Origin of the sequence: Paraburkholderia sediminicola (assembly GCF_902859805.1) — a bacterium.
GTDB lineage: Bacteria > Pseudomonadota > Gammaproteobacteria > Burkholderiales > Burkholderiaceae > Paraburkholderia > Paraburkholderia sediminicola.
The window spans coordinates 14878-34185 of the sequence record NZ_CADIKC010000015.1; the positions used below are offsets into that span (position 1 = coordinate 14878).

Consider the following 19308-nt stretch of genomic DNA (forward strand, 5'->3'; position numbering starts at 1 on the left):
CGCATCCAACGATTAGCGCGACGCGACCGTGCCCCGTTCGCTCACCACCTCGCCATGCTGCAAGACATACTCGAGGCGCTCGCCCTGCCCCGTCAACACGCCGATATCCTTGAGCGGATTGCCGTCGACCACCAGCACGTCGGCGATTGCTCCTGCCTTGATGACGCCGAGCTTGCCGCTGCGCTCGACGATATCGGCCGCAATCGTGGTGGCCGAACGCAATGCCTCCAGATTGCCGAGCACCTCGGCGCGAATGCGCAATTCGTCGCTCTGGAATGTATGCATTTCGCCGAGCAGGTCCGAACCGAAGCCCATCGGCACACCGGCGTTTGCATAGATCTGCAGCGAGTCGCGTCCCGCTTGCCGCACGGTTTCGACCTTGGCAATCGAATCGGCTGGCAAGCCGTAGTCGGCGCCGTGTTTGGCCAACGCGTCGTAGGTGACCAGCGTGGGCACGACGAATGCGCCGTGCTCGTGCATCAGTTTTGCGGCGGCCTCGTCGACCAGATTGCCGTGCTCGATCGTGCGCACGCCACAGCGAATCGCACGCGAAATCGCGCGACCTGTGTAGGCGTGCGCCATCACGTACGTGTTGGCTGCTTCCGCTTCGGCCACGATCGCGCGGATTTCGTCCTCGGAGTATTGCGTATTGCTGATCGGATCGGTCGGCGAAGCGACGCCGCCGGAGGCCATGATCTTGATCTGCGTAGCGCCCTTCTGAATCTCTTCACGCACAGCAAGCCGCACTGCATCGACACCGTCGACCACTCGCGCAATCGCCCCGGCACGAAAGGCGCACGAACAGGGTTCGAGCACGTCGCCACGCGGACGGAAATCGCCGTGACCGCCGGTTTGCGACAACGCCTTGCCCGACGGGAAAATACGCGGCCCCGGAATCAATCCGCTCTCCAGCGCCTGCGTCAAACCCCAATCCGCGCCGCCCGCATCACGCACCGTCGTAAAGCCGCGGCCGAGCATCGCCTTCAGAATCGGCAGTGCGCGAATCGCGGTGAGGATGTTCGGCTGCGTCGCATTCACACCGAGGTTGGCGCGCGAAGCCAATACGTGCACGTGACAATCGATCAGACCGGGCATCACCGTCTTGCCGCGTGCATCGATCACGCGCGCATTCGGCACATCGACAGGACGATCGGTGACTTCGACGATATGACCGTTTTCAATCACGACGTGATGATGTTCGAGCAACACACCCTGGACCAGATCGAGTACGTTGCCGCCGCTGATTACCGTAATGCTCATTGATATCTTCCTGACTGGATGAAGAATTCCGTCCGCCTTTTATTCGCCGGACGCGTTGCCGCTCAGGCGTGGCTACGGCGCGGATCGCGCACATAGAACGTGCCGACGAGGCTGATGGTCGCGGCAATCATCACGTAGATCGCGGGCGCCATATTGCTGCCCGTCGACGCAATCAGCCACGTGATGAAGAACGGTGCGAAGCCGCCGAAAATCGTCACCGCGAAGTTGTACGCAACGGAGAGGCCGGTCGATAACACTTTGGTCGGGAACAGCTCGGAGAACGCTGCCAGAATCGGACCGGTGTAGGTGGCGATCAGCAGGCCGAACACGCCCTGAAACACCATCAGCGAAACCAGGCCGGGCGCGCTGTTGATGTAAGCGAACATCGGCCATGCAAGCACCAGGATCAACGCCGCGGCGCCGGAGAGGAAGCGGCGGCGGCCGAAGCGGTCAGCAAGCTTGCCGACCACCGGAGAGAAACACATGATCATCAAGCCACCGAACATGCCGGCACGAAAGCCCATCGATTGCGGCAGATGCAGCGTGCGCACCGAATACGTCGGCATATAGAACAGCAGCACGTAGGTGCACACCGTCCACAAGATCACCATCGAAAAGCTCGCAAACGTCTCGCGCGGAAAGCGGCGGAACACTTCCGCGAGTGGCGAATCGCTTTTGGCCTCTTCCGTTACCGCGCTGAACGCCGGTGTTTCGTCCATACGGCTACGAATGAAATAGCCGACCGGTCCGATCAGAATGCCGATCAGGAACGGCATTCTCCAGCCCCACGAATGCAGCGAATCTGCGCTCAGACTCGACGTTACAAAGGTGCCGACCCCGGCGCCCAGCAGCACGGCAAAGCCGATGCTCGATTGAATCCAGCTCGAATAAAATGCGCGCTTGCCCGCCGGCGCATATTCGGTAAGAAACGCAGTGGCGGTACCCATTTCGCCGCCGGCCGAAAAACCTTGCAGCAAGCGGGCGACTACGATCAGCACCGGTGCCCACAGACCGATCTGGTCGTAGGTAGGCGCGAGGCCGATGAGTGCAGTGCCGGCCGCCATCAGCAGAATGGTCAACGAGAGCGCCGCTTTTCGTCCGACTTTATCCGCGTACACGCCGAGCACGATGCCGCCCACCGGTCGCATGAAAAAGCCCACACCAAACGTCGCAACGGCAAGCAGCAGCGAGGTCAGTTCATTGCCAGTCGGAAAGAACAGCTTGGCGATGATCACCGCGAAGAAACTATAGACGGTGAAGTCGAACCACTCGAGCCCATTGCCAAGCACAGTGGCAATAATCGCGCGGCGCCGCTGCTGCGCAAGTGAATCCACGGAAATTGCGACGTTGGATGAAAGCGTTCCTTGCATGGTCTCTTTCCTTATCAGGCTGCTTGTGCCGCTATGGATGCGGCCGCTACGTGGCTACGAGTCCGGCGAGCGTCTGCAAGCAAGGCAGCGTGGCGGAATCCAGCGGCGCCTTTGCATGCATAAAGCCGATCGTAGAGAGACCTGATTTGTTTTCGAAACGAAAGATTCGCATGCACGCATGCGCGTGGCGCATGCGAAAGGCAGTCAGGTTGCGGGCGTGTTGCTCGTCTCAGTGAGTGTTTGCCCGCCCGTTTGCCCGCTTGCCTGCGCCTCTGCCTGCTCGAAAAGCCAGCGCGTAAACAGGCGTGCCGCCTGGTTCTCCGCGCGGTCGTTCGGCGATACGACGTAGTAGCCGCCGCCGTGGCTCGCCGATGCTCGCGTGGCGCGCACCAGCAGCCCTTCGTTCAGACACGCGTCGATCATGTGACGCCAACCGAGCGCGACGCCCTGGCCGAGAATCGCCATCTGCACGAGTTGCGGATAATGATTGATAACAACCGACGGCGGCGAGTCAGGCATCTGCACATTGTTGAGACGGAACCATTCGGGCCACGACATCCATTGACGCTGACCGTCTTCCTGCATCAGCAATGTTTCATGCGCGAGATCGGCTGGTTCCAGCACACGGCCGGCGAGATATCCGGGTGAACATACCGGGTACACGTCTTCGTCGAAAATGCGGCGTGCAGTGAAATGCGGCTCGGCGTGCTGGCGGATGTAGTACAGGCCCACGTCGAATTCCGCGGGCGATAGCGATGCGAGCCCGTCGCGCACGATCATCCGGATCTTCACGTTCGGATGGGCGGCGCGAAACGCACCGAGGCGCGGCGTAAGCCACAACACCGCCACGCCCGACGAACACGCGATCGTCAACTCCAGATCGCCGTAGCGCTTCATCACGTCGAGCGTGGCTTCCGAGCAATTGGCGAGCAGCCACTGCACATGCTTGGCGTAGCGTTCGCCGGCGATCGTCAATCGTAGGGCGCGATGCTCGCGCACGAAGAGCGAGCGGCCGAGGAAGTCTTCGAGTTGCGCGATCTGGCGGCTGACCGCACTTTGCGTCAGATGCAGTTCTACGGCCGCTTTGGTGAAGCTGGCATGGCGCACAGCCGATTCGAACGCGATCAGGCATTGAAGCGGGGGTAAAGGAGCGATCCGCATGATGAAGGTGACCGAGTGAGGTTGCCACCATCATAGCGGGTCGAAGAGCACGTCAAATCATGCCTGCGACGTCGCAGTGTGACTGCCGGATTTCAGCCGTCAGTGGTGCGATCAATGACTTGGCGCCAACGCCTCTTCCCGCTCCAGCGAGCGCGTGTGCTTGAGTTCCGGAAAAAATCTCATCCACAGCAGGGCGACGGCAATCGTTGCGATGCCGCCCACCAGTACGGCCGGTTGCGCGCCCCACCACCCCGCCGTCACACCGGATTCGAATTCACCCAGTTGATTCGACGTCCCGATGAAAAGCGAATTGACCGCACTGACGCGACCGAGCATTTCGTCCGGCGTACGCAGTTGTACGAGCGACAGGCGCACCACCACGCTGATGGTGTCCGATGCGCCTAGCACCATCAGCGCGAAGAGCGACAGGAAGAATTGATGCGACAAACCGAACACCACAGTCGCCGCGCCGAACGCGATCACGCCACCGAACATCGCAGCGCCGGGACGGTTACGCAGCGGGAAATGCGCGAGCCAGATGGTGCCTGCAAGCGCGCCGATAGCGGTACCTGAGCGCAACAGTCCGAGACCGAGCGGCCCGGTATGCAGGATGTCGCGCGCAAAAACCGGCAGCAGCGCTGTCGCGCCGCCAAACAATACGGCGAAAAGGTCGAGCGATAGTGCACCGAGTATCACGGGCTCTTTACGGATAAAAGCGATGCCCGAGAACACGGACTCGAGCGTCACTGGCGCGCGGCTCGCCAGCTTGGCCTGCAACGGAATGGCCCACACAGTGGCAGCAGCAGCCGCGAACGAGAGCGTGCACGCGAGGTAGGCCACGCCCGGACCGACACCGTACAGCAGGCCGCCCAACGCGGGACCCGCGATCTGCGCGGTTTGATTCGCGGAAGTGGCCCATGCCGTCGCTTTGGGCAATTGCCCGCGTGGCACGACGCCCGGCAACAGCGATGCGACCGCAGGCGATTCGAAGGCGCGGGCCGCGCCCACGCATGCGGCCAGCACATAGATGACCGGCGCGCTGATCCAGCCACCGAAGGTGCCGAAGGCGAACAACAATGCAGCGACGCTTTCGAGGCTTTGACAGATGGCCGCGATACGGCGACGGTCGTAACGGTCAGCGACGTGACCGACCACGAGCGTCAGCACGAACATCGGCAGAAATTGGGCGAGGCCGACAAGGCCCAGTGCGAAGGCGCTATGCGTGAGTGCGTAGATGTGCCAGCCCATCGCCACGGCGAGCATCTGGAACGACAGCGATGAGAGGATACGGGTACACCAGAAACGCTGGAATGCGGGGTGTTTTGGCAAACTGAAGTTAGGGTCGCCGGCGGGGTCGGCTGGGGGTATGGGCATTGGGTTCTTGCTCTCTACTGGGCTGGCTGGGGCGGCAGGTAGTTTAGAGCAAGTTTGTTTATTTTGTTTTTATGGGTATGTGGGGGATTTTTAGGTCCGGCGTTCGGTTTTCGGGCGCGCGCTTCGTCGAAGCTCATCCATAGATCAGGGGATGCGCTACAACGCTCACTTCATGGGACTGGTTTCGCGACCGATCGATACAGTCGAGGACTTATTGTCCAAGCAGAGTGAGATCTTCCCAGACATCTTCGTATCCTTCGGCAAGGAGAAATCTCCAGCCCGGCGGCAGCGCCAGATATGGCAGCGCGAGTGGTGCCCACTCCTTGAGATGTTCGCCGTGCAACGGGACGAAGAAGTCGGGATTCTGTGAAAATGTCTCGCCCGCCCAGATGAACCAGCCGTTGGTGCCACGATCCGCGTTGATTCTCATGCCATTTAGCGGGCGGGCTCCACTCTTTACGTTCAAGGACACACCCAATTTCAGATGCATGTCGCAGGCAAAGAATTGAGTATGGAATCGCTCGCAAACAGCCCGTTGTTGTTCGTGCAATTTCAGGTCCATTCAAATACAGAACGCCAGATCGTTAAGATACGCCATCCTGCCAAGAAGCCGGCATCTGAGCAACGGCCCCAAACATCGAGCAAATTCCACTCGCGGCCCGAAGCGATCACTCGCATTAGATATTGGAATCGTCGACAATGGAACCGCATACCGACGAGTCTCCATGTGGTTCAAGCGGTACGACTGCTATTCTTTTAGCCGACCCTCTTATGCGACAAATTCTTCGATTTCTTTTTGCTCGGCGCAAATATGATCACGCGACAGACGGGCTGAAGAACGATGTTCTGGACGCGGAGATCCGTTCTGTTGCAATGCTTATCGATGATCAAGTAGCGTTTGGCGCGCTTGCAGCTGAGGTTGCTGGACAAGTAGGCCCGGACGCTATTACCGTGCTGATATCCCGACTCCATACGCCTGCTTCGCCAGTACCGGCAGGGTTCGAGTCTCGCGAGCGAGGCCTGGGGGGATGGCTCGCTGCCTGGCAATTCGCCATCTTCGAAATCCTGTTCCAGTGCCGCGAGTCTGCTCTCGGCGTTCTTCGTGAAATCGCATGGGGAGAGTATGACTGGACGCAAGGTAACGCGATCGAGATACTGGTTCGCCTGGCAGCTAAGAGAATCGGGCGAGAACGCACGATTGCAGATATTCATCGTGAATTCGCACGTGTTTCCGATGAAGCAAAGCGATACGCAGTAGGCCCCCTTTTGCATCGTGCAAGGTTCGAACCCGAAATCGCCGCAATCGTGAACGAGTTAAGCAGCGTGTCCGACTGGCGCGAAGTCGTACACGAGATGGACGGCTGAATGAATTTCGACAAACGAGGTTAGACGTAACTTGGGTTGCGCCGAGGCGGTTGAGGTCCATGACGATGGCGTGATGGCGGCACTTGTCGACAACGGCGAACGAGGTGTCCACGATGCCAGACATGCTTGCAGATAACACGCGGGTGCGCCTCGGCCTCAGCAGGCGCAAGCACTACCGCCGAAGCAACAAGCAGGACGAATGACATGAATTTCCGCACAACGCCTCCCGACAAAAACGGCGAAATCTTATGGTGGACTCGGCGGTGGCGCCAACCATTCGCAGCTCAGCGAGTATAGGCACAGTGATCCGCATTCACAGCCCGGGCACTCGGCCAGTATCGCGTGGACGCCGAGCAGATCACTCACGAGAAGCATCTCCTTCGTAAGTCGCGCCCGGTTTCCACGCCGCAACGCATTTCTTGCCCTTCGTTTTTCCCGTACCGAAATCTCGCATCGTCAATCGCCCGGTGCAAATGGCGCATTGAGATTGAACTGCATTGTCGCCATGCCACCGGGCTGTTCCGGCGGAACAACAACGTCCTGACCGATTTGCCACCGGGTCGCGGCCGCAGTCCCGCGTTCGATCTGGTCGCGCGACAGTATGAAATTAATGCCATCCACATTCGCTTTCGCGCTCGTACTCCCTTGCCGCGCCGCGATGCTCATCCACGCATAGCCGCGCACCTGATCTGCTGCCACCTTTCTGCCATACACGTACGCGTCGGCTAACCAATACTGACCGACAGAATTTCCGGCCCGCGCGGCCATCGTGAGCCATCGCAGCCCTTCCGCTTCATTGCGTGCGAATGGCGGCGTGCCCCACAAATAGAGTCGCCCCAACCAGGTCTGGGCGTCGGTATCGCCGGCATCCGCGGCACGCAGCATCCAGTCTCGTCCGGCCGGGCCGTCCTTCGCGACACCCCGCCCGACAAGATACAGGCGTGCCACCATGACCTGCGCCGGCGCGAATCCGGCCCTGGCCGCCTTGATGTACCAGTCGAACGCGGCAGTCTCGTCCTTTGCGACACCGTTACCGTTGAGATACATCCAGCCGAGAGCGTTCCAGCCTGCGGGCAGTCCGGCGTCCACAGCCTTTCGGTAGACGAGCGCAGCGCGTTTACCGTCGGGCTTGCGACCGCCGGTCCCGAGTGCGTACAGCGTGCCCAGATCAATCAACGCAGTCGTATCGCCTGCGTCCACGCCTCTACTCAGCCAGTCTTCAGCAAGCGTCGCATTGACGGGCACTCCAAGTCCGTTGGCATATAAACGACCGATGGCCGACATCGCCAGCGACAGTTTCACGTTCGCAGCCCGCTGGTACCATGCCATCGCTTCGGCGTAATCGACTGATACGCCGCGTCCCTTCTCGTATGCATTGCCGATCGCAAACTCGGCGACCGACAGCGTAGCCCTGGCGGCTTCACGATACAGCGCCAGTGCGCGCGACGCATCCTGCGGAACGCCGACACCATTGTCGTACAACGTGCCGAGCAAGTAGATGCCGAAGTCGTCGTGCTGATCGGCAGACAACCGGATCCAGTGCGCAGCCTGCACGGGATCGCGCGGCACACCGATACCGGTCGTCAGGAGCTGGCCGAGCTGCGCCTGCGCCTGGGCGTTACCCTGTTCCGCATACTTGCGCAGAATGCGTACGGCGTTTGCATAGTTTTCCGGACGAGGATCGACAAATAGCGACGCGCTTGCCTGCGTCACCTGCGCTTCGCTGTTTCCCGTTGCTGCAGCCTGTTCAATGAGTTGCCGTCCTTTCGTGAGATCACGCGGTACTCCAAGCCCAAGCAGATACAGCCAGCCCAGTTCCGCTTCGGCACGCGCATCTCCTGCAGCCGTCAGCGTGCGCAGCTCCGCGACGGCATCCTGATAACGGCCGGTTTTTATTGCCGATCTGGCGTCCTCGACAGACGCATGGGCGAGCGCGGCGCAACTGACGGTGCCCGCAAGGACCGTCAACCGCACGGCCTCAACAATTTTTCTGCTCAGGATCATGTCGTCAATCAATTGCCCAGCGATCGTCACTCTTGCTGAGGTGTCGAGGTCGAAACCCTAAAGTCAGCGTGCCGCCGAACAGAAGCAGGCACCCCACCCACATCGGCGCTCCGGCCCACGGCACCGCATACGCTACGTAACCGGGACCGAGCGCACCCACCAGTGTGTGGCTATACGGAACGTAGCCAAGCAACACAAAGAAGCCGGACAGACCGGACACAAGCAGGAACATGCCAAGACGCCAGCACCGCTCACCCTTGCGCGCGCACAGGACTGTCATGACCGGAACCAGCGGCATCGCAAGAATTATCCATTTGCGTTGCGGGTCGTTCGTGACTTCGGCCAACCATCCTTTGTTGGTCAACTCCATCAGGAACACCGCGTAGTAAAAGGCGGTTGCAGAGACCCATAGCGCGGCGGCAATGACGCCACGCGTCGTCGTATCTATGCTGTGCGACAGCGCCAAGCCATCCTTCAGATACTGTCGGGTGTCGCGACCATACAGTATCGACAGCACCGACAACGGCAAAATGACGCCGCTCAACGCAAGCTGCCATGGCGCCAGCATGAACGTTGTCATGCCCCAGAGAATCGCTCCCCACATATATACGACACGTCCGCCAGAACGGCCGAGCCAAAGCAGGACAATCGATACGAGCGAGATCATCGACCACGCAACCGTCGTCAACCACAGTGCAACATGCGACCAGGAATACACCATCAACATCGCGTGCCATTGTCGGTCGCCACGTAACAACCACATCAGAAAATGGACCATTGCGAAGCTCGACTGCAAACATATCAAGCAGACCACAATCCAGACAGCCGTATACCGCTTTGTTACCGGCTGATGATCTGCAGCAATTCCAGATTTCGGTTGCTCACTATTCACTTGTTCCTCTCATGATCGTGACGTCGGCGTAAATGCGGTTTCTTCGTCCGACCTAGAATCGCGCAGTTCTGGCACCAGGTCGCACCGAAAAGCGCAGACTTCCGCAAGTTCGTACCTGCGTCCGACGCCGCTTACACCCTCTGAAGGACGACCGTTTATTCAGCCTTCGCGGAACTCGCCGTATCGGTTTGTGCCGTCGGCGCGGAAGCCTCTTTCGGCGGCGCCTCTTCCTTGATCTCATACGACGGGTCGCGCACCCAACGGCTCAGGTCCTTGCTGATCACAATGGTCGTGCGATCCAGAATCGAACAACTTCCTTTAAACGCACCCCACACGCCACCGACCGACCAGCGGTTAATCTTGGTGTGACGGATGACCTTGCCGTCTTCGATCAGGTCTGCGCTCACGGTCGTAGCCTTAGGGCCGCTCCATGCACCACCGCCGACGCCCAGTACGTGGGTGATCTGCAATCTGAGAATTTTTGCATCGCCCGCGTCGGTTTGCGATGCGATGGTGCCGTCGCCACCTCTGTTGAGCTTGCGGAGCACCTCGCCGACGTGGTTCGTGAGCATGTCTTCGATGTGGCATTCATTCTTGATCTGGTCGACGACGCTGGCGTCCGGTGCGTAGGTGACTGGGGTTTCCAGCAGAACGAGTGGCGCGGCGAAGGCGGAAGTGGTTGCCAGGCACAGACCGATAAGGAATAGGCGTTTCATAGCGTAAGGGGTTGAAGTCGATAAGAGGAATTTTGCTTGATTCGTCATGGCAAACGCCATCGGCTTATTTCAGTTCCCGTTTGCTTAGTTGCTGATCTTCGAGACGCCCGAAATCGACTCGGAAAGCTCCCCGGCTTTCAGAGAACTCATCAGCGCCAGCAACGTGGAAAATGCGTTACCTTCGCTGCCGCCGCCCAGCTGGATCTGCGGCACTAGCGGCACCTTCGACGTCTCGAACGCCTCGGCAAGCCGCAGCATCACAGTCTGCATCAGCTGCTTGTCAGCGCCCTCTCCCTGCAACGCTTCCGACTTCGCCTTGATCGCAGCCGCCTCGGCTTCACCGACCGACTTGATCGCCGATGCGCGACCGGTCCCTTCCATTTCCTGTTTGAATTTTTCGGCGTGTGCCAGCGCCTCGATTTCCTGACGCCGCTTCTCCGCTGCCTTCACGCTCGCCGAACCCTGGTTTTCCTTGATGCTGATGTCCACAAGCGAGCCAGTCAGTTCCTTCTGCTTGGCCGCACGCTGCTCGGCCTCGTTCAGCTCACGCTGCTTGTCGGCTGCGATCTGCTTCTGCGCGAACGTTTCGACCTGCTCGCGCGCAATCTGGCGATCGCGCAACTGAGCCATGATGTTCTCGATCTGGGTGTCGCCAGCCTGCGGTTTGGGCGTGCCGATGAGCACTTCCTCGAACTCGAGCGAGTATGCCTGGAAGCGTTCACGCATGTCAGTCGACGCGTTGCCCTGCAGTTCACTACGCGACTGGATCAGCTCGATAAACGTCTTGGTCTGGGAAACATTCTTGAAGTAGGAAGACACCATGGGGTCCAATGTCTGCTCGACCAGCTGTTCGACGTTACCAAACCGTTGAACGACCATCGGAGCCTTGCGATAGTCGATGTGGACGACGACAGACAGCGGCAATTGCGGTTCGAATGCATCCTTCGTGATCAGCGTAATTTCGCGCAGGTTCGAATCAAAGCTGGAACCGCTTTCGCCAGACTTCCACATCAGAACAAAATTGGTCGTGGGAACCAGTTCGATCTTTCCTGCGTAGGTATTGAATGCGTATTTGCCCGGCATCAGCGGATCGCGCCATACACCCCGACAGCCGCTTTCAACCAGTTCGCCATGACTGTACTCGCTGCCGGACAGGTCATCACCTCGGCGCCCTGTGTAGGAAACAACAACCCCCACGTATCCCACCGGAATGACAGTCTTCCGGATGAATTCGACAGTCGCGAACAGGCGGTTGATGTAATAAGTGCCTTCCACCAGCACGCGCTCCTGCCGCCCGCGTCGACCACCTGCCGCCAGAAACTTCTCCGGCTCCTGAAACGAATTGTGAATGTCGCCCACGTCCGGGGCGAGCAGTTCGTCTTTGGGCAACCCCGGGCCATCCTGCACGGTGACAATTGCAAGTTGATCCGAGTCATGCGTGCCCGCGATCTCCTTGATGACGACGGGTGTGAATGCCTGTCGTTCGTCGAGCAGATCGCGCATCTTCCCGTAGTACGCCTTCTCCTGTGCATCGAGCGACAATGAGTACGTCGCTTCCTCAGTCATGACGACGAAAAGCGCGGGGTTCACGATATGAGTGCCTTCACGCAGCACCTTGCGTTGCGGTCCTTTCTGGCCGTCTCCCGCGAGAAAGGCTCGCACGTCGCGAAAATCGGCAACGCGGGAATTATCCGCGAGCGTCTGCCCTGCTGGCAGGTCGATACCGTCACGCGCGAAGACATAGCCGATCTTGCCCTGGGTCACCGACACCATAAGATGAATGTGAACCCGGTACTGGAAGGGTGTGAAGAAGTGAAAACCTCCGCGCCGCAATTCTGGCTGGAAGCCGGCTTCACCGTGCAACGCCAGGAGACCAGCCTGGACCGATCCGCTTGTACTCCACAGCTTTTCAACTACGCCAATACGATCATTGGGGATGTACCGAATGACGCCAGCCACCCAAATGGCAAGAGCGACCATCAGCAGCATCACAACCCCGATAAGAACAATCCCAAGCCAACCCGCTTGCACTAGCCCATTCATTTTTTTTCCCGTGATTTTGTGTTTTCATCTGGCCGCTTCCGGTGCACCAGCAGTTTCGCAAGAAGTCACTGCGAAATATGCCGGTACGCATGCGTAGCTATTTTCGTTGTTCTGGATCAGTCGCGATTCCGTTGTGTCATTACGTTAATTCAGCGTTAGTGGATAGACTGCAGCGCCCGGGATCTGGAGTTCCGGATTTCATGAAATTTTCTTTCCGCTGCAAGAATTTTCTGGTCTTCGCCGTCGATCGATGTGCGGGCGAACAGACTGCTAGTGTCAACGCCGATTGGGCATACATACATTTACGGCAAGCTTCGTTCAAAACTGAAACGGATATGCATTGCCAATGCATTTGTTCAGATCACGATCCACATTTGCATCGAACCGCAGCGCGTGGCACGCCGGCACCGCGCAAGTTCGCGTAGCTCCCGCGAACGCGCGTAACGTACCGCCAGCCTGCTGTCCTGTCGGTCAAACGTTGACAAGCTTCGGATCGCCGAAAGTCGCGCCCCGAATCGGCAGCGTTTCAACAAAGACTCCGCCGCTCCGGAGTCGCTCGACTGCATAAGCAGCCGCCTGCCCGCCAGGATGCCAGGCGCGTCGGCATCAAGCATCAGCCCATCGCCGACTCGCTCACTGCAGCACGCGTTGACCGTAGATCCATTCGATACTTCCGTAAGGAGCAAGCTGGTTAAGTTCGACGAGCGCAGAGCTAGCCCCCGTCGAAGTTCCTTTGACGAACTTCCGGTACGCGCCCTGATAGAAGAGCACCTCGGCTCGCGCCTCCTGCTGGTCGACGCCAGACATGCGAGCAAGAATTGCGGTCACCTCCAAGGCCGTCCCGTCCCCGCGCCACATACGCAGCAAGGCGCCGTAGTGACTGCTGTCATGGTCGGCGTAATACGCTGCATCGTGCTCAAGGGTGGCATTGGCTAGCGACGGGTTCTGCGCTCTCGCCATGATGTACCGATACAACACCGCCCTGTACGCGAGGAAGCTCGGGCCTTCAAGGGGAGACTGCGCATCCACAAGCGTGTCGATGGCTTCTCGCCATTGCTCCAGTTGCATGCGCGCGAATGTGGCCGTGACGAATCCCTCTGTGTAGGTGCCTAATATCACGGCCCTCTGCACAGTGGGTTGACTCCCAGCCCGCTTTCGCGTGTTGTCGATCTCGGGCGCGAGGAGCGTCAATGCGGCCTGCGGATCGTTCAGTGCGAACAGGATGCCCGCCTTCGTCGCGATCAGATCACCGTTGTTCTCCCCTTTCGCAAGTGCCATCGCGCGATCGATAACCTCGAGCGCTTCCTTCGATCGACCGAGAGAATCCAGCGCGGCGGCCTCTTTTTTCATCGCCGACGCCTTGTCCGCGTCGGATGTTGCCGCCGCCTCCTGTTGCCGCGCATCCTCGAGTTGCCGTTCATGATCGGCTTCCAGAAAGTTCTTCTTCACCTTGTCGAGCGCGAGATAGTCTTGTCCCTTCGGACATGCAACAGGGCGGCCCACGGGAGAAGGATGATCCGCGTCCGTAATATCCATCACGCTTTGCGAGCAACTACTCGTACCCTGGAAAGCGAAGTCAACGTGATATTTTCGTCCCTGTTCTGGCGTGAACGATGTGACAAGCGGTCCGCATGAACCGGAATAGCGGTCCGGCACTTCAGCCCCGGAAAGACCCTTCACCTGGACGGGTACGCCCGGCTGTACATATTGCTCCCGCGAGGTTTCGTTACGAAGCAGCGCCTTGTTAAGCTTCTCCGTAAAGTTCGCAATCCCCGGCAGCAGGACCTCCCTGCCGCTATGGAAAACGCGGCCGACCGGCTCGAAGCCGCTGCACGCCTGCGTCGACGTGCTTGTCCAGTACCCGACGGCCATCGGCATTCCACTCGAGGTGAACGTCAGCTTCGCTGCATTCGGGTCGGCGGCTTTTTCCGCTTGAAGTTGCCGGGCGCGTGTCTCTTGTTGTCGCGCGGCGGCCTGGTCTGCCGGAGCACGATGATGGGCGCAGCCGGTCAGTGCGAGCATTGACGCGAGAGTGGTTGCGATGGTCAGTGTGGTTAGTGTTTTATTTGACATTTGGTCTTGTTACTTCATGTTGGTTGCTGTGTCCGGCCACCATCTACTCACAACAGGAGTGGGGCGTGGCTGACACCAATCTCAAATCATGGATCGCTCACCCCGAGCAGCGGGCGCCCATGTTTTATGGATGCCACGCCAACTACAAATGCTGGCGGCAATAATTTGATCGTGCTGAGCCTTTGCCTGCGAATTGTCCGTCTCATACCTAGTAATTCCAGTTGAGTGTCGCAAGAACAAGCGTCGCCTTGGGGCCAAGTGCAGCCGGCTGCGTGAGTGCCCGCCCGACCAGTGCCTCAGCCGACAGCATCTGTCGATGCCACAACCACTGTCCGCGCAACCCTGCCCCCGCACCGGCCAGCGTCGGGAATCCCGGCAGCGCAATGAGGCTCGCTTTTCCGGCATCGATAAAAATGTACGGTTCGATTCGACCGTCGTGCCATGCAGGCGTATTCACCCACGCGACTTCGTTGCGCGAGTACAGGCCTCGGTCGCCCGAGATCTCACCCGAGCGGAAACCGCGAACCGTATCCATGCCACCGAGATACAACTGCTCGGAACCATAGAGCGCGACATTCGTAAACTGACCGCTCAAGGTGCCGCGATAGACCAGTGCTGCACGGCCTAACCTGGGAAGAGGAACAGTGAACGATGCAGTCGCATCCAGCTTGGTGAACTGGCTATGTGCGTCGTCACGGCCTATCCCATGTGCGTCGTGATCCGCCTCTAGCCACGGCAACCCTTCGGAGACACCAGCATCGAGCGTGACATTGCCGGGGGCATCATTCAGCACGAATTTGCGCAACCAGTTGCCACCAATACGAAGTACCGCAATGTGCTGCGGATTCAATTCGATGTCGTTGATTTCGCGGTCGGTACGTCGCCATGACAACGTGGCGTCGAGATTCGCAATGCCCGCCTGCGTGCGATCCAGCGTGTAGTTCCAGCCAAGAATATGGCTCAGCGTGCGGCCGTACATTAGTGCGCTCGTGCCGACAAGCTGCTGATATTCGGAATCCGAGAACGTATAGCTGAATGTGTGGCGGCCATACGGCATCGCGAACGAACCGACGAACGCATTGCTGTCCTCGCTGTCGAGGAAATTCAAACTGATCGACTCCTGCAAGCCGATCAGGTTGTCCGCTTCGACACCCGCTCGGTAGCGGGTTATTCCAGTCGCAGCGCTGCCGTAATTGTCGACACCCAAGGTGTAGTAAAGGCGGTCGCCAGGCCGGTTGTTAATCGCGACAATGGAATCCCCCGGCGATTGACCCGGCAGAATCTGGATTTCGGCCTGATTGCGCCGTAACCGGTTGATCTGGGACACCCCCTGATCGATGTCGCCAAGGTTGAGTGCGTCACCAGGCGCCGCAGGAAATGCCCACTCCGATCCTGCGTCCGTTAGGAGTCCGCCGCCGGCCGACTGTTCGTCCTTTTTGAGCCGCTGGCCTAACGGCTTGCCGTTCAACGTATAGCCCGCGATGCGGCCCACTTGAACTCTAATGTTCAATACGCCCGACTCGAGATTCTGCGGACCGAGGAACGCACGCGTCGTGATATAGCCGGACGATACGAACGCATCAGTCAATCGTTTAAGCAGTACATTCAAACGATGCGAACCAAGCGCGTGACCGACGAACGGTGTCACGATTGCGTCAATATGCTTTTGCGCGAGCACCGTATTGCCGTCCACCGTGATGCGGTTGATCGCAAAAGCGGGTCCCGTCTCTACGATCTGATCGACCGGTGTGTCCGGAGGGACGTCAAGTGAACCCTGCGGAGTCGGTTCAGGCAGCGCGATTGATGCGGGCGGCTGATTCAGTTGCCGCTGCGTCGCCTGCTCGCGCTGCTGGTCGATGATCAGCTGCGCGGGGTCCTGAATCGGACGTGCTAACGGCAGAGGTTGAGCGGGCGGTGGTGGCGTCTGCGCGTGGACGGCGATGCTATGCACGAAGACGAGTGCAACTGCGCGCACTATCCCCGCGCACTTCAGGCGCGGTCTGGTCGATACGGACTGCATCAATGCCACCACCATGTCGTCATGCCGAGATGCTGGCCGATCTGAACAGGGGTTGTCGCTGGCGCGCGGACTGTCGTTATGCCGCCACTTGCCGAGACACCGTTGCTGCCGGTGATGTAGCCGCCATCGATAACAGCGCTACCGACTAACGAAACCGAACCGTTGGCCGTGAAGCCTCCACCAACATCGCTCGCGATAATCTGCGCCCACGTGCTGCCGAAAAACGCCTTGAAACCACGGCCCTGATTGATCGCCGAGTATCCTGTTACGCCTTGGGCGTATGTCACCGGCGCCTTCACGTTGAGATTGCCGCCTGCAAAAACATTACCCCCGATGTTGCGCGCGACGGTCCCCGCGGAAATTGCAATGTCCGCCCCGGACTGGATCGTGCCGCCATTAGGCATCACATTGCTCGATGCGCTCGCATGACAGAATATCCAGCAACTGCGCGAATAACTGGCCTGCCCCGAAAACACCGCGGCGTTGGTAAAGGCCTGCTGCGCGGTAATCGATATGTTCCCCTTATTCGATTGGATCAAGCCGCCGGAGTTGGTGACGTTCCTTCCCGAGACCGTCACCGAACCACCGGTCGACGCGATATAGGCCAGTTGGCCCGGTTGCGCGACGGTGCCGTAATCGACGTCGAAGCCGCTGGTGTTGTGCGTGAAGAACACGAAACTGCCGCCCGTACGCGAGTACGCAACCGGTTGACCGCCGTTCGTGCCGTCGGTGTGATCGATGATGTTCGAAACGTCGCCTTGAGCAGTCACGCTTGTTTTGTCGTTCGCCAGGATGCGGGCGTTCTCGTTGGTGATGTTGCCTTGCGCGCTTAGCGAGGTTTGCCCATTCGCCGCGAAGACGACGCCCAGATTCGCTGCGCTCGAACGATTCAGGATGTTGCCTGTGGCGCTCAAGGTCACATCGCCACCGATTGCTGCGCCGCTCGCGCTGATCGCGCCGGCCTGGATCAGGCTGCCTGTGCTGGAGATGTCGCCGGTACTGGTCAGCTTGATCGCGCCGTTTTGCGCGCTAAGCGTTGAGCCGCCAGTCGCATCGTCAACTAACGTGATGCCGCTCGCGCTGAGCGTCGCGCCGTTTGCGGCGGACATCTGCGCGCCCTGCAACGAGAGCGCACCGGGCGTGGTGATCTGAATATTGTTTTCGGCCTTGATCGATCCGTCGATTACGCCGATGTCGCCGAGCGACGACACGATGACGTCACCCGCGCTTGCGTAGATCGCGCCGAGATTGCGAACGCCCGCGCCTTTGTCCGTCACAATGATTTGGACACGGCCACCGGTCAGTCCGCCGAGTGCGGTGATATCGACGGCCAATGCTGAGTTCGTCGTGCCGGGTGACGTCGTACTGACTAGCCAGTCGTGGTTGTTGTCGCTGGGGGATAGGCTCGTGTCGTAGGTATTCGTGCTATCGCCGACGATCGCTCGCACGCCGCCTGTGGAGGTCGTGAAGTCGTTCTTCACAGGACCATTTACTGAGAGCTGTTTTGCGATCAGGTCGAGATTGACGAGTGTGCCGCTCAGGCCGCCGGGACCGATGGTAATTGCGCCACGGTTAGTGGTCAGGACAACGTTGCGTTGGGTCACGCCGGGTGCCGGCACGAGATCGTCGAAACTCACCTGACCAGTCGAGAGTACGACATGGCCGGCGTTGACGAAGCTGCCGCCGTCGATCGTGATGCCGTTCGGATTCGCAAGGATCACGTTGGCGCGCGGGCCCAGCACGTTGATGTCGCCCTGGATCAGCGAGGGGTTCGTGCTGGTTACCTGATTGACGATCGTGCGTGCGTTGATGCCGACGTTGTTCAGATCGGCGCCGGCTTTCGATACGTTGAATGAGGTGTAGGTGTTGTTCGAGACGCCGCCGATTGTGGGGGCGAGGTTGATGGTTTGGCGGCCGGCAGGTGAGGTGGCGACGGTCGTGGCGGTGCCGCCGTCTGGGACGATGCCGGCGGCGTGAGCTGCGGACGTTGCTACTGAGAATGTTGCGTCAAAGACGATGACGAACAGTAGGCGTGGTAAACGCTTAATTCCCCGGATGCTGGTGTTCAAGTACTTCCCCGATTTTTGATTTTTTTGTCCGCCGAGCAGGTCTTTTCCTCACTCTGTGGCGCTATGCAAGAGACATCACAGAGCTTGTGGTCGCAAGCAAAGCATTCCACACGGGCCAGTTTGTCGCTGAACGGTTTGCGTTGTCAGTTAACGGCGCTCGCCGATGGCAGATTCGTCGAAACAACTTTCGATGAGGTTGGCCGCGACACTACACGTTCGACCGGGCATCTTAGCCGCAGCCGCCAGTCCGTCGTGTTTGTGGCAACTCCAAATTTCAGCGGAAACTATCCGGCCTCGATAGCCGCCCGCTATTCAAACTCGACAGCGAGCGCCTGGCCATCACCGTAGTCCGATCGAAACTTCGCCAATACCGCCTCCGCGAACTTCGCAGTCAGCGCCACCGCGAAAGCTGAATCCAAGCCATCGAGGTAAATTGAGAAAGTGCATCGTCCTTCAGCATTCTCCCATGCAACAAAAACGTCTTCACTCGCGCTTCTCCAAAATTGGACGTTCCGCAGAGACCCCGACAGCACTTCCGAGAGCATCTTCACGGTAGAGATTTCTAGTTGCTCCCCGTCATCTGTCCATGAGGTTATAACTCGCCCGCATTCACCCAGTCGGCTATGTCGTCCACAACATGTTTCAACCAAGCCCAAATGTCCGGAAACTCCTCGCCGAGCTCGAAGCCATTCCCCGTCCATCCGTGAATCAACGCGACGCCGTCAACCTCATCTTTCTCGGTCACAATGAAACAGGCGAGATCATCGCAATCCTGCCTCTTTGCATACGCAAGCAGTCTTTTGTCTGTAACGCCGGGCCATCGGTCTGACGCCCAAAAGCATTGCTCTTGCGGCAAGTAGTGCCACGGCTGAAGCTGGGTAAAAGGTTCATAACCAATGAGAGCTCGATCGAGCAACCAATGGTATCCAGTAGGAACGGTCAATCCCAAAAGATCGTTCAA

General features: G+C 59.1%; 15 protein-coding genes. 2 read left to right on the top strand and 13 right to left on the bottom strand.

Annotation, left to right across the window (positions count from 1 at the left end; translation table 11 throughout):
- Positions 1 to 12 precede the first annotated feature (12 nt).
- The 5 genes from R8871_RS33910 to R8871_RS33930 all read right to left on the bottom strand — a co-directional run bounded on the left by R8871_RS33910 (position 13) and on the right by R8871_RS33930 (position 5727).
- On the bottom strand, positions 13 to 1260 hold the full coding sequence (locus tag R8871_RS33910; RefSeq protein ID WP_175054309.1) for a metal-dependent hydrolase family protein: 1248 nt from the start codon (positions 1258 to 1260) through the stop codon (positions 13 to 15).
- 62 nt (positions 1261 to 1322) lie between these two features.
- A complete protein-coding gene (locus R8871_RS33915) occupies positions 1323 to 2630 on the bottom strand; it encodes an MFS transporter (RefSeq protein ID WP_175054310.1) in 1308 nt (435 codons plus the stop codon).
- Positions 2631 to 2834: 204 nt separating this feature from the next.
- Positions 2835 to 3791, bottom strand: a complete 957-nt coding sequence (locus R8871_RS33920; RefSeq protein WP_175054311.1) for a LysR substrate-binding domain-containing protein — start codon at positions 3789 to 3791, stop codon at positions 2835 to 2837.
- Between the two features lie 111 nt (positions 3792 to 3902).
- Positions 3903 to 5165: an MFS transporter gene (locus tag R8871_RS33925; protein WP_175054312.1), complete on the bottom strand. Its 1263-nt coding sequence runs from the start codon at positions 5163 to 5165 to the stop codon at positions 3903 to 3905.
- A 211-nt stretch (positions 5166 to 5376) separates the two neighbouring features.
- Entirely contained in the window at positions 5377 to 5727 is a 351-nt protein-coding gene (locus R8871_RS33930) for an immunity protein Imm33 domain-containing protein (RefSeq protein ID WP_246287943.1), read from the bottom strand.
- Between the two features lie 137 nt (positions 5728 to 5864).
- Here R8871_RS33930 and R8871_RS33935 point away from each other — a divergent pair, with 137 nt between their 5' ends.
- Positions 5865 to 6530 carry a hypothetical protein gene (locus R8871_RS33935; protein WP_175054313.1) on the top strand — a complete coding sequence of 222 codons (666 nt, stop codon included), beginning with the start codon at positions 5865 to 5867 and terminating at the stop codon, positions 6528 to 6530.
- A 456-nt stretch (positions 6531 to 6986) separates the two neighbouring features.
- On the opposite strand, the gene R8871_RS33940 is transcribed toward R8871_RS33935, so the two are convergent.
- From R8871_RS33940 to R8871_RS33955, 4 genes are all read right to left on the bottom strand, one after another.
- The gene (locus R8871_RS33940; RefSeq protein ID WP_246287945.1) at positions 6987 to 8534 is read right to left on the bottom strand and encodes a tetratricopeptide repeat protein; all 1548 of its coding nucleotides are present in this window, start codon (positions 8532 to 8534) and stop codon (positions 6987 to 6989) included.
- A 4-nt stretch (positions 8535 to 8538) separates the two neighbouring features.
- A complete protein-coding gene (locus tag R8871_RS33945; RefSeq protein WP_175054314.1) occupies positions 8539 to 9312 on the bottom strand; it encodes a hypothetical protein in 774 nt (257 codons plus the stop codon).
- Between the two features lie 269 nt (positions 9313 to 9581).
- Positions 9582 to 10202, bottom strand: a complete 621-nt coding sequence (locus tag R8871_RS33950) for a hypothetical protein (RefSeq protein WP_246287947.1) — start codon at positions 10200 to 10202, stop codon at positions 9582 to 9584.
- A 24-nt stretch (positions 10203 to 10226) separates the two neighbouring features.
- Complete coding sequence (locus R8871_RS33955; RefSeq protein ID WP_246287949.1) at positions 10227 to 11732, bottom strand: SPFH domain-containing protein; 1506 nt, start codon at positions 11730 to 11732, stop codon at positions 10227 to 10229.
- 3 nt (positions 11733 to 11735) lie between these two features.
- Between R8871_RS33955 and R8871_RS38570 the strand changes: the two genes are divergently transcribed.
- The gene (locus R8871_RS38570; RefSeq protein ID WP_246287951.1) at positions 11736 to 12176 is read left to right on the top strand and encodes a hypothetical protein; all 441 of its coding nucleotides are present in this window, start codon (positions 11736 to 11738) and stop codon (positions 12174 to 12176) included.
- Between the two features lie 642 nt (positions 12177 to 12818).
- Here R8871_RS38570 and R8871_RS33960 read toward each other — a convergent pair.
- From R8871_RS33960 to R8871_RS33975, 4 genes are all read right to left on the bottom strand, one after another.
- On the bottom strand, positions 12819 to 14207 hold the full coding sequence (locus tag R8871_RS33960; RefSeq protein WP_175054316.1) for a hypothetical protein: 1389 nt from the start codon (positions 14205 to 14207) through the stop codon (positions 12819 to 12821).
- A 259-nt stretch (positions 14208 to 14466) separates the two neighbouring features.
- Entirely contained in the window at positions 14467 to 16278 is a 1812-nt protein-coding gene (locus R8871_RS33965) for a ShlB/FhaC/HecB family hemolysin secretion/activation protein (protein WP_246287953.1), read from the bottom strand.
- A complete protein-coding gene (locus R8871_RS33970; RefSeq protein ID WP_322789532.1) occupies positions 16278 to 18347 on the bottom strand; it encodes a filamentous hemagglutinin N-terminal domain-containing protein in 2070 nt (689 codons plus the stop codon). Before R8871_RS33970 ends, R8871_RS33965 begins: the two co-directional genes overlap by 1 nt.
- Positions 18348 to 18939: 592 nt before the next feature.
- Positions 18940 to 19308 carry a hypothetical protein gene (locus tag R8871_RS33975; RefSeq protein WP_175054317.1) on the bottom strand — a complete coding sequence of 123 codons (369 nt, stop codon included), beginning with the start codon at positions 19306 to 19308 and terminating at the stop codon, positions 18940 to 18942.